6 protein-coding genes and 2 pseudogenes are annotated in these 12497 nt (G+C 40.9%); all 8 read right to left on the reverse strand.

Features of this window, described 5'->3' with window-relative positions; translation table 11 throughout:
• Nucleotides 1–106: 106 nt before the first annotated feature.
• Nucleotides 107–783, reverse strand: a pseudogene (locus tag KNP64_RS13650) (IS30 family transposase); the annotation flags it as partial.
• 141 nt (nucleotides 784–924) lie between these two features.
• Nucleotides 925–1194 carry a hypothetical protein gene (locus KNP64_RS13660; RefSeq protein ID WP_128124317.1) on the reverse strand — a complete coding sequence of 90 codons (270 nt, stop codon included), beginning with the start codon at nucleotides 1192–1194 and terminating at the stop codon, nucleotides 925–927.
• Nucleotides 1195–1198: 4 nt separating this feature from the next.
• Nucleotides 1199–2944: a coiled-coil domain-containing protein gene (locus tag KNP64_RS13665; protein WP_128124316.1), complete on the reverse strand. Its 1746-nt coding sequence runs from the start codon at nucleotides 2942–2944 to the stop codon at nucleotides 1199–1201.
• A 15-nt stretch (nucleotides 2945–2959) separates the two neighbouring features.
• Nucleotides 2960–4129 (reverse strand): hypothetical protein, encoded by a 1170-nt coding sequence (locus tag KNP64_RS13670; protein ID WP_214793952.1) that lies wholly within the window; start codon nucleotides 4127–4129, stop codon nucleotides 2960–2962.
• A gap of 12 nt (nucleotides 4130–4141) precedes the next feature.
• Nucleotides 4142–6520 (reverse strand): dynamin family protein, encoded by a 2379-nt coding sequence (locus tag KNP64_RS13675; RefSeq protein ID WP_214793954.1) that lies wholly within the window; start codon nucleotides 6518–6520, stop codon nucleotides 4142–4144.
• A gap of 15 nt (nucleotides 6521–6535) precedes the next feature.
• A complete protein-coding gene (locus KNP64_RS13680; protein ID WP_214793957.1) occupies nucleotides 6536–8893 on the reverse strand; it encodes a dynamin family protein in 2358 nt (785 codons plus the stop codon).
• 12 nt (nucleotides 8894–8905) lie between these two features.
• Complete coding sequence (locus tag KNP64_RS13685) at nucleotides 8906–11182, reverse strand: dynamin family protein (RefSeq protein ID WP_214793960.1); 2277 nt, start codon at nucleotides 11180–11182, stop codon at nucleotides 8906–8908.
• 221 nt (nucleotides 11183–11403) lie between these two features.
• Nucleotides 11404–12334: pseudogene (locus tag KNP64_RS13690) on the reverse strand (IS30 family transposase).
• Between the last annotated feature and the right edge of the window lie 163 nt (nucleotides 12335–12497).

The following is a 12497-nucleotide window of genomic DNA, read 5'->3' on the forward strand; positions in this document are numbered from 1 at the left end:
AATCAATCCTTTTTGATTTTATTCCCATAATGTCGGTATCACTACCTCACCAACATTGCGTAAGAACCACTCCTATTTTGCATTACACATGGATGCGCTCGTGACCGCTGATCTCCTTGCCCCGGTCCGTCGTCGCCGTCTCGAACGTGCCTTCCGGGAAGGCACCGTGCACCGCATGGATCGCCCCCTCCATCGAGGCCGCGGTGCGGTCCGCGATTGGCAGGGCGAGATAGAACCGGCTCTTCCGCTCGATGAACGTCGCGACGCACGCCTTCGATTTCTCACGTCCGGAGACGACGGTGTCGAGCTCCCAATGCCCGAATGTCCGGCGACCCCTGACCTCTGGCGGCCGTTGCGAGATGGGGAGTCCGATGTTGATGCGCCCGTGCGTCTCGGTCGGCTTTTGACGTTTCCCTTTCTGGCGGAGCACGGTCAAGGGCACGTCGATCCGTCCCGCGTAAATCCAACGGTAGATGGTGGAGAAGGCAATTTTTTCCTGCGTAGAGGCGGCCGACGATCTGTTCCGGGGACCAGGTCGCACGCAGCTTCTCGACGATCGTCCGGCGCATCGTGTCATCGAGTTTCGTCTTGGCACCACAGTTGGTCTTCGCCTTCTCGTAGCGTTTCTGGGCACGTTCAGCCACGTAGTCGGGGTTCCGTCTGATCTCCCGCGAGACGGTCGATGGCTGTCGACCGTCTCGCGATGGACCGGATGGACATCCCGAGCTCCAGATACGTCTCTATTTTCACGCGTTCCGTTGTGGTAAGATGGGTGTAGCTCATAGCGATTCCTCCGTCTGAATGTTTGTGTCGTAACTTCATTCTACACGAGGACGTCGCTGTGGGCTTTTTGTGCGTTCACTTTTAGGTGTTGCACTTAATTTTATAATTCATCATGCAAAAATAATTTTAGGCTTAGAGCCATTATTCTTTTTGTATTTTTTCCATCATACATTCTAATACTACCATTAATTTTAAGGCACGTTTTATTTGACCTACTGCAATATTTTTACGAATCACAATAATTAGCTCTTCGATCGAACAAATCAACTTCCAATTGTTAGAATTCTTATTTGTACTCGCTTGAAAAACTAATAATTCGACCTTTGGATTTTGAAAAAAGCTGTCTACCTTTTGATTTAATACTAATTCAATTGAGGTTGCTTGATACATTTCGATGTCATTTATGTTCATAACCTTACCTCATTAAACGCTGTAAAACTTCCATATCATTTTTATTTAACGTAGTTAATTCTTTAAAGGCACGCTCTAATAGCTTCGCGGTATCTTTCGTTTCCTCAGTTTGATCTTGTAATGAGTGTAGCACTTCTTGATTCTGCATAATCACTTCTTTTGAGCCATTCATAATTTCTACAAGCGATTTACTTTGCTCTTCGGCGGAACGTGAAATTTGCGTAATCGCACGCTCTAATTGCGTTGACGAATCCTCTAATAAATTGCTTACCTCTGTCTGTAAATGCTCAACCATTTGCTTTGTAGCTTTTTCCTGTTCCTCTGTACCTTCTAAAAATGCTTCTAAAAATTCTCCGAATGTTTCTTCAGATACGGCGCGTTGATCCTTCAATTCTTCAATGCCTAAAGCTAACGTTTCTTTTGAAGCAGTTAATACGTCTGTATACTTTATTAACGTATTTTGTAATGTTGTAGCAATTGTTTCTTTAATTGATTGCTGCGTATCAATTAATTGCTGATGCTGCGCTGCTAATGCTTCCTCATGTTGATTCACTTGACCTGTGTACTCTTTAATTTGCTCATACGTATCCTCATAGAACGATTGCGCTGTGTTAAATGTTTGCTGCTGTTGATCTAATGTATCGCGCATTTTTTCGTTCGCTTGCTCTACAGTTTGTAACACAGCAACCGAATGTTCATTTTCGAGCTTACGTAAATCCTCTAATGATTGAAGAGTACCATTCCAGCCATCAATAATTTTAGCACTTAATGCTTCACTATTTGCCTCGATTATTGATGTCACTATTTTTTGCGTATCCATAATGTGTGAATGCTCTTGCTGGCGCATTGCTAGTTGCTGCTCAGCGATTTCTTTCCATGCTGCTAATAAATCCTGATGCGATAGCTGTGCTTGCTGCTGAAGCGCTTCTTTTAACTGCTGCTGCGCTACTTCGAAAACATCACGCTGCTCTTGTAAGTGCTTGCTATATGCAGCTTCTTTCGCTTCAACTGCGGCAAGCATCGTATTAAATGCTTGTTGCTCTGCTTGGCGAATCATTAATTGCTCCTCATGGTGACCACGCCATAGCTGTTCAATTTTTTCATTTGCTACTGCTGATTCTTGTAATAATGCCGCATGCGACGTTTGAACTGCTGTAAACGTTTTTTGTGCAACTTGTTTTTGCTCTGTTAGCCACTGCTGAAGGCTTGAGGCAGTTTCATCCGCTAATTGCTTTTGCTGTTGTTGTAAAGTGGCAAGCTCCTGTACTAGCTTTGCTGTTGTCTCTTTGATTTCTTTATTTTCTGCTAATAGTTGCTGCTGCGTTTTTTCCCAAGCGTCCATAAGAGACTCATTTGTTTGCTTCGCTAAATCTGCCACCGTTTGTGATAACTGATCTTGATATGCTCTTAAGCTTTCTTTCATCGTTTCGGCTGAATCCGTTGTTACTTTGACTAATTTACCTTGCTCTTGCACTGTTTGCGTCGTTAAATCTTCAATAGCGACAGTTAACTGCTGTTGTACAGTTTGTAGGCTCTCTGCGACTGCTTTAGTTGATTGCTCTGTCGCCTCTACTAATTTTTGCTGCTCATTTGTCGCCTGCTTGACTTGCTGCTGCTTTCCTAAACCTACAAATATCGCAGTTAACAAACCCACCACTAATGAAACAACAATCGCTGTAGATCCTTCATATAGTGGATATGTAATCGCTGCTACGACAATGAAAGCCGTAATGGATGGAAATAAATTCATCTACTTGTCCTCTTTCTATACTATGACTAAATATTTATTAATCATATTTTCTAAATAACGTTGTACTTCTGTCGGAAGACGTCTTTGAACTGTATCGATTACATAATCGTAAAACGCCACTTTTAGCTCTCGCGTTTTCAGCTCATAATCAATTTGAGTTGTATAATGATCTGTGAATGCCTTTCGACGCTGTAACATTTTAAGCTTGCGTTCAAGCTCATTCCAAAGTACGTCACTGATACTTCGTAAATCCTTTTCAATCGCTTGCGCCTGATGAATTTCATCGAGATTATATGCCTCATTTAGCTCCTGCTGCACAACGGTAACGAGTTCATTTTTAAATAACTCTTTTAATTGTTGAATCCATACTGCATAAATATTATTCTTACGAATATGAGAGAAGGCGAAGCATTGCTCCAACTTTAAAATCCATTGATTGCGCTCAAGTGCAAATTGTAAGTCGTCTTCGATAAAAATCAAGCTCGCTTGAATGTTCTTTAACACCTCTTGCTTATCCGCAATAATCTTTTCCACGTAGCTATTTTCAACGTTTAATGCCCCTAGCATGATGGAGCGTTGCAACGGAATAACTGCGTAGTCCTGTAAAATTCGATAGCCTTTATGTAAAAAGTATTTTTTCGCATTGCGTATGCCTACCTCTACACTACCAATATCACTGATGACGAAATCACGTTCGATTTGTGTAATGGCCACCGAAATTTGCTTTTTCGATACACCAATTTCCTGCAAATAACGCAACTGTTTAACCGTGTCGGCCTTACCATATGGAAACCCTTCAAACCAAATATAAGCACTCGCATTATTGACAAATGAACTTTCCTCAAAATACTTTTTAAAGCGATCCTCATCTGTAAAATACGGCGGGAAAACTAGCTTCACATTAAGTGGAATTTGCCCTGGACTAACTGATAAAAAATATGTCCCCCCCGCTTGAATAGTACTCAATTCTCGTATCCCTTTTTGTGTCCATTCATAGCAAAGTGGTTCATCTGAAGAAAATAAAACCCATGTACATTGTTTAAAAATACTATCCTCTGGATGCCAATATCTTTCTAAATTTGCATTGCTAGATGCAAAGGAGCGAAACAATGCGTAACGCTCCGACCCTACATCTCCTAATACAAAGAGAGAACGTTGATATGGCAAGATCTTTTTTATTTCCATATCAACCTGCTCCTAGCTATTTAGTAGATGTAAATATTTAAATAATTGCTGCTCGTACTCAACTTGTACTTCTTTGTTTTGCTGACGTAACGCTGTTAATTCCTCTAACTGCTGCTTTTGTAAATGTAGCTGTTGCTGAAGCTTAAGCGAAATAACAGTTGGTAAATAAGCTATAAAGCGTGCTAAATATTCCTGCATATTCTCTCTGTAGCTGGCTAATAACTTATTGAGTTGCAACTCAAACTGTTGAATGAGCTGCTGACGATATGAAACAACCTGCTGTTCTTTTAGCTGCTGTGTGCGCTTTTGCTCAAGTTCGAACATTTCTTGTTTTAATTGTTGCTCGTATTTCTCTTGTAATCGCTTCTCTTCACGTAATTTTTCCTCACGTGTCTCAAGTAAGCTTAATTGTTGCATACGAGAAAGCTCTAATTGTCTTGCATGCTCAACCTTCGCTTCAATTTTCGATTTTTCATGTAAATACGCTTCACGGTGTTGCTCATCCTCAACAATTTGAGGTGGACCATCGATTGCTTTACCAACTTGACCAAACCAATATTCTAGTGATAATAAGTTCAAAATATTAAACTTACTTTCTTTACCTTCCCCACGCTGCGAGTTTTGTGCTGTTTCTAATAGCTTCGTAGCATCTTTGATTTTATCGGTTTTTGCAAGTACCTTACCAGCCTTTTCAACACCTGATGCGATTTTAGCTGCTTGATTCACATATTTCGTGCCATCCGCCACATTCTTAATCACACCTGCGACTTTAGCGGCACCTGTCGAAAATGCTTTACCTGGAATAAAAATCATTGCTATATCAACAATGTTCCCAAACGCACTTAATGTTTCTTGCGACGAAGTATCTTGCTTTTGAATATACTTCGCCTCACAACCGCCTAACTGCTGCATTTCTTCGTTAGCCGATTGCATTTGTACAGAAATCGATACAGCCTGCTGCTCCATTTTTTGACGTTGCGCTGCAATCTCCTGTATGCGTTCATCATAAGCTGATGAACCTTCAATTTTTTCACGAATCATTTCACCTTGTATGAAAATATCATCTACAGATGGCACATCAACCTGCAATTGAATATTTGGCACATTGCTTAATGAAAACTGACCGATTTTGTCCTGTAATGCTTCGTTGGTCTCCGCAGCAGATTGCTTTAAAAACGCATTAAGCTTATCATTCGTGAAGTCTTTTATTTCAAGTGTTAGGTTTTGAATTTGCTGCTCTGCCTGTAAATCCGCCGCATGTTGAAGCTCTTCAACTGTATTATACGTACGCAATGCTTGAGTAAAATCAAGAACCGTTTGTTTAAATTGCATTTCGTATTTCGAAACGATTGATTTCTTTGTCGCTTCGAATAGGGAATGGAAGTTTTGTTCCTGCTTCTGAATGCGTTCATGCACGTATTCAATTTCACCCTGCAAATTTGCAATTTTTTGATGAATATCTTGATCAGTTACAGATTTACTCACTTCAAGCTGTAGTTTACGCTCATTCAAATTGCACAAAAAATCGTCCTTTACAAGAGTAAGCTGACGCGTTACAGATTTACTCTTCTTCTCATCGATATTGTGAACGAATTGCACTTGTAAAAACTGGATAAAATCATCCATTAATTCTTTCCAATGAGGGAACACTAGTAAATCGACCTCATTTGTCACACCAAAATAAGTCGCCTTCCGACCAATTGCGTCCTCTAAAAGCATTTGGTCCTGCTGCATGATCTTTTTAGGTGTGTCATTTTCATCTTTACGTAGCTCATCTAGCTTCGTTCGAACGAATAATACGTCAATCCCAAGCTGATCAATCATCGAAACAAGCTGCACATCAGCTGCTGTCAAAGCTTTCCCCATAATATACAACACCGCGTGCGCCTTCGGAATAATATCGATTGTACGGTTTTCATGATTCGAAATAATCGTATTCAAACCAGGTGTATCCACTAAAACAATGCCTGTTTTAAATAGCTCATGTTGCAAATAGACATTAATGCATACAATGTCGACATTCTGAATTGGTTCAATTTTTAATAGCTCACTTACAGACGTTGGTGACTGTAAATTCCGTTGACTTAATGCCATCAATTGTTCTACTTCAAACTTAATCGATTTATTCGCTGTTACGATTTCAGCAAACTCTGTCTCGCCGTAATAAATAAAAGTTGTAAAAGCAGTTGTTTCACTTAGCATTGTTGGCAAAATGCGTCGTCCAATTAAATTGTTAATTAAGCTTGATTTACCTGACGAAAACTGGCCGACAATCGGTAAATAAAAATGCTGTTCCTGTAACTTTTCACGCATCCCTGAAAGTTTTTCTAAGGCAATTCCATCCTGTAAAAACTCACCTATTTCAATATATTGTTCTACTATTTTTTGCATCGTTCATTCTCCTGACTATGCGAAATTCGTTTGCTTTGATTCTTGCTTAATTACATCGACATTAATCGAATCAATTTCTGAAATAAATTCTAGTACATCTTTTGCTAGCGCTTTTAATTGTTGTTTTTCTTGCTCTAACTCTTTACGTTTTTCAGCACGCTCGGTCTCATCTGATTGCAGAATGTCGACTAGTTCCTGTAGCTTTGCTTGCTTTTCCTGAGATTGCTTTTCAAATTGCATATCTAATACTTCGATCATTACTTTTGCAATTTGCTCCTCTTTACCTCGAATGTTCGTACGAACCATTTTCGAAATTTCGCGGCTGATTGCTGTTAAGTAATCCTCAAATTCATAGCGAATGTTTGTTAACACTTTTTGCTGCTCTTGTTGAAGCTTTTCACTATACTCAGCGATATATTTGTCGCGCTGCTGTTGTAAATACAACTGCTGTTGCTGGATGCGCTGTTGCTCTAAATCGTACACTTCTGGATCAACAGATTCTTTACTATACAGCTCGTTTTTAGCTTGCTCTAGTTTTTTACGAGTATCATTAATTTCTTTACGTAACTGTTCGCGTTCCTCATCGTATTTACGTTGCGCACTATCGTCCACCTCGTATTTTGTTCCCGTAACAGATTTTTTACCTAGGAAAACATTGCCGATGAAACCAAAAATACCGCCGCGGCCTTCCTTATGCTCTGTTTGAATCGTATGTCGTTCAACTGCTGGACGCTCACCAAGGAAGCTTAATTTAATTTGCTCCTCCTGCTGAATTTGAATCATTTGGCTTTCTAGCGCATCCATCTTACGCTTTACTTTGATTGCTTCTAGCTTTTTCATGCTTGTATCATCGGTCTTTTTACGAAGCTCTTCCATTTCTTGCTCGATTTCTTTCGTTTTTTGATCATATGCATCCATATTGATGCGTACATCCGTATTCGCCTCAAAGGCAATTGTACGAATCGAATTAGAATTTGGCGCTGTTTCCGCAATTTTATCATTCGCAAGCACTGCGATTTCTTGATATTTGCTATTCATTTTTTTACGTAATGACGAAGTAAATTCATCATCTAGATGCTCAACAATTTGCTCACATTCACGATTCACTTGTCGATTAATGCGGTCAATTTGTGTTTGAATCGATTCCAAATCAGTAAAGCCGTTGATTTTTGATTCTAAACCTGTACGTATTTCTTCAATTTGAGATTTCGCACTGTTTTTAATATCCGAGACAAGCTCTTTGATTTCTAGTTGAATTGAGCCTTTTTGCTGCTCTAAGTTTTCACGAATAATTTGTAGGTCCGCTTCAACCTCTTGAATACGAACATTAATTTCATCTGCATCCTTTGCATCAGCAAGTGACTCAAGTGTTTCGTTAATGACCGCACTACGTTTCACTAATTCGTGCTGAATCATTTCAGCTGGTGCACGTAGTTCTTGAATTGTTTTTTCACCATCCGTCACAAATTTCCATAAACGTTGCTCAAATAATCCAATGCGCGATAGCTCTAAAAAACGTGCACGTGCATCTGCATCATGATCCTTTTGCATAGAATTATCTGGATATTCTAACTGCTCCTTCGTGCGTGAAACAAGGGCTGGATAAGCCGCAATCGGATAAATTTCTGGCATTTTGTGATCAGGGAAAAACGTTAAATAGTTTTCACGTAAGCGGTTCACTACCGATTCAACCGTTTCTTCTGACTGTTTAATTTTATCGATTTGATTTAACACTAGGAAAATATTATCAAAGCGCTCTGACAGCTTTGCTAAAACTTCAAAATCTGATTTTGAGCCTGGCTGAGACGCAGCAAACATATAAATACATGCATGCGAGCGTTCAATTTGACGCTCTGTTACTTCCGCGTGCCCTTTTGCTACACCGTTTAAGCCTGGGCTATCTACAAGTGTGATACCTTGCTCTAATAACGGTGAATTTAAGTAAAGTGTTACCGATTCAATGTCTTGTACAACTTGGTCTCCACCTAATGTCGATACATTTTTCGCAATCGACTCCTTCGTGGCTTCACCGTACTTCGTTGGTGTTGACGGATTTTTATAATCAATTTGCATCGTATGACCGTTCGGTGATTTCGATACATGCTTTAAAAAGTTTATTGTTGCTGTCGTCTCACTTGTAAATGAAGGTAAATAACGGTCACCCATTACCGCATTTAAAAATGTCGATTTTCCTGCACTAAACTCACCAACGATTACGATAGAAAAATCACCATTTTGTAAATCTGTTGAAAATTGCTTTAAGCTCTCAACCTTTTCGTCCTCACCAATGCCTGCAAAGTATTCTGCGGAACGAGTTAACAAAGTCAACAATGACTCTTTTCGCTTTTGGTGTTGCTGTAAATGTAAATTCATTTCAAAATCCCCCTACGCTAATGTCTTTAATACTTTTTGTAAGTTTTGCTGTGCATCAATCAGTTGCTGAGGTGTTGCCTTTTGCACAACCTGCTTTTTCAAGCGTTGCAGCTTATCGATATAGCCTTTATACGTGTGTAAATAATGCTCATCAATTGCTTTATTCAGCTTCGGCAATTCTTTATTTAAAATCGTTTCGATTTCCTGACGGTAAAACTTCGCTAAATCGACCGTCAAATATTGCTCTAGCGCATATAGTATTTCCTTCTTCTGATTTGCATAATAAAGCTGCTTATTACGGTCATAAATTTCTTTTTTCTCCCGCTCTAAACTGCTTAGCTCCCCTTGCAAGGATTGCAATTTAAATTTCAGCTGCTGTAAGCAGGTATCCGCTTCAGCAGAGCTTTCCTCATAACGACGTAACCTTTGTTCAGCCGCTATAATTTGACGCTGTAGATTTGCTTCATTTTGGGTAAACTGTGACTTAATACGCTGTTCCTGCTGGTCCCAAGCTTTTCTTCTTGAATCGTCCGTTATAGTACGAGTTCTTGTTTCATACCCCCCACCAAATAATCGTCCGAAGAAACCACTGATTCCACCCTTTTTTACTTCATAGCTCTCCTTACGATGCTCAATTTCTGGTCTTTTTCCTAAACGTTGAACTTCACACTGGCGATCTGATGTCAGAGAAACCTTTCGTTGGCGCAAAGATTGCACTTCCGATTTCACTTTCGAATAATTTGCCGTCTCTTTCGTGTATTGAGTTAAAGCGTTACGCTCTTGCTGGCGCAATTCCTTAATAGTAGCATCTGTTTTTTCAATTTTTTTTACCGCACTTAAGCTTTCTAAATTCGCCTTCTCAAGCGCAACTGCAAACTCGACCTTCTTCTTCGAAATCGTTATTTTCGGATAATGACTTTCAATTCTTAGAACAGCACTTTCGTATACTTCATTCAAAAACTCCGTTAATATTTGAATGTAGTTCGTCGTATAATTACCTTCTGCCTTTTTAAGCTCTTGTTTTAAATTATCCTGTAGCTTCTTTAAATTCTCTTCTGGGTTGTTTTGAAGCTTTATAAATCCCGCTACCTCTTTAGTAATCTTTGACTCTTGCACCTTATAAAGCTCAGCAAGATCCGATTTTATACGATCCATTAACATACTACGAATATCCGTCTTTTTCGCACTTGTAAAGTTATGTAAATTATTGAGAAGCTCGTCCTTTGACTGAAGAGCCGTATTCATGCGGAATTCGATTTCCTTTAACTGACGCTCATCGATTTCTACCTCTTGAATTGCCACTTGTTCTTTGAATTCAGTAATAATATCCTGTACTAATGCATTCAACTTATGCTCAATATTTTGTTGCTTTAGCTTTTCTTTCTCACTATTGGTTAGACGCTGCCAAATCTCTTCCTCCACTTGCTTGAAATTTGATCGTTCTAGTAGCTCCACCCGTCGAGCATCTGTCATTTCTAACGAATCGTATTGTGATAGCTTTGTAATTGAATGGTCTTTTGCAGTTAAAGCAAGCAGTGACGACACACCTAAAATGGATGGATTATTTTTCACACCAATATTTGCTAATTGTTGTCGTAGCTCAGCAATTTTTTTATCAGCTGTCTCACCCTCAGCTTCCTTTAACGTATCAATCGCATTAATCACAAAAAGAAAAGACGATTGGTATTGCTTTAATAGTTCATACATTTGTACGTTGGATTGCGATAATCCACGAGTTGGTAATAAGTAAATACTCATATGGGCACGCTGAATTTCATAGCGTGTACGCTCATAATGTCCTTCCGCAACACCATTTAAACCTGGCGTATCGATAAACTCAATCGGCTCATCCGTATATGGAAAATCGATATGTATTGTCACAGCTGATACTTCTTGTACGACGTTGTATTCTTTTGCCATCGTTGTTACATATTCTGTTAAACCTTTGGCATCCTGAGGCAAATCGATAATAATTGGTTCCGTCTCATTGAAAAACTCGATTAACACTTTATTGCACAGTGGATCAGAGGTCTTTACATTTTTTATGTATGTAACCGTTGCCGTTGTTTCATTTACAGAATGCGGTAAAATATCTTTTCCAATTAAAGCATTAAGAAACGTCGATTTTCCCGCACTAAATTCTCCAACAACTGTAATGCGAAATGATTTATCATTTACTTGCTCTTGTAAAAATTTGGCGCGCTGAATAAAGTTTTGATAATAGTCTTTATCTAATTGTTCTAACGTCAATATTTTATTAAGCCGTTCTTCAACATTTATCGTTTTCATTTTATACCTCACTGAATTTTAATAAATCTCCAATTACCCCAACTAAATCCGTCTAATATTGTTATAAGCACCATGGATAGATTCAATTTTATTGATAAATTACATCGAATTGATTTCTCACTTATTTGAAATCGTATCGTTTCTTCCTTCTTCATCATTTTTAGCCTTCATATATCGATAATATATGATGTATTTGTGCCTTTTTTTCTCAAGACGGTTTGTCAAATTAAGCGCAACACTTCCTCGGTGAAGGCCTCGTGTGCGGTTTTCCAGTTCAGGCATTTTCTCGGCCGCCCGTTGATCTTGGCCAGCGCGTCCGCGAGTTCGTCATGCGCCACCTGCACGAAGTCCGTTCCTTTCGGGAAGAACTCGCGCAGGAGCCCGTTGGCGTTCTCGTTGCTCCCCCGTTGCCACGATGCGTACGGGTCGGAGAAATACATCGGCACACCGAGTGACGCCTGGATGCGCTCGTGACCGCTGAACTCCTTGCCACGGTCCGTCGTCGCCGTCTCGAACGTGCCGTCCGGGAAGGCGCCGTGCACCGCATGGATCGCCCCCTCCATCGAGGCCGCGGTGCGGTCCGCGATCGGCAGGGCGAGATAGAACCGGCTCTTCCGCTCGATGAACGTCGCGACGCACGCCTTCGACTTCCCTCGCCCGGAGACGACGGTGTCGAGCTCCCAGTGCCCGAACGTCCGGCGCCCCCTGACCTCTGGCGGCCGTTGCGAGATGGAGAGTCCGATGTTGATGCGCCCGCGCGTCTCGGTCGGTTTTTGACGTTTCCCTTTCTGGCGGAGCACGGTCAGGGGCACGTCGATCCGTCCCGCGTAGATCCAACGGTAGATGGTGGAGAAGGCAATTTTTCCTGCGTAGAGGCAGCCGACGATCTGTTCCGGGGACCAGGTCGCCCGCAGCTTCTCGACGATCGTCCGGCGCATCATGTCATCGAATTTCGTCTTGGCACCGCAGTTGGTCTTCGCCTTCTCGTAGCGTTTCTGGGTACGTTCAGCCACGTAGCCGGGGTTCCGTCTGATCTCCCGCGAGACGGTCGATGGCTGTCGACCGTCTCGCGATGGACCGGATGGACATCCCGAGCTCCAGATACGTCTCTATTTTCACGCGTTCCGTTGTGGTAAGATGGGTGTAGCTCATAGCGATTCCTCCGTCTGAATGTTTGTGTCGTAACTTCATTCTAAACGAGGACGTCGCTGTGGGCTTTTTTTTGCGTTCACGTTCAGATGTTGCACTTAATTTTATAATTCATCGTAGATAAAATAACGGATAGGGTTCAAATGAGAAGTGTACTTGTGAGACA

Source organism: Exiguobacterium sp. s64, from assembly GCF_018618035.1.
In the GTDB taxonomy this organism is placed as follows: Bacteria; Bacillota; Bacilli; order Exiguobacteriales; family Exiguobacteriaceae; genus Exiguobacterium; species Exiguobacterium mexicanum_A.

Coding starts and splice junctions, on each gene's coding strand:
- KNP64_RS13660 (WP_128124317.1), bottom strand. CDS start 1,194: ATGAACATAAATGACATCGAAATGTATCAAGCAACCTCAATTGAATTA.
- KNP64_RS13665 (WP_128124316.1), bottom strand. CDS start 2,944: ATGAATTTATTTCCATCCATTACGGCTTTCATTGTCGTAGCAGCGATT.
- KNP64_RS13670 (WP_214793952.1), bottom strand. CDS start 4,129: ATGGAAATAAAAAAGATCTTGCCATATCAACGTTCTCTCTTTGTATTA.
- KNP64_RS13685 (WP_214793960.1), bottom strand. CDS start 11,182: ATGAAAACGATAAATGTTGAAGAACGGCTTAATAAAATATTGACGTTA.
- KNP64_RS13680 (WP_214793957.1), bottom strand. CDS start 8,893: ATGAATTTACATTTACAGCAACACCAAAAGCGAAAAGAGTCATTGTTG.
- KNP64_RS13675 (WP_214793954.1), bottom strand. CDS start 6,520: ATGCAAAAAATAGTAGAACAATATATTGAAATAGGTGAGTTTTTACAG.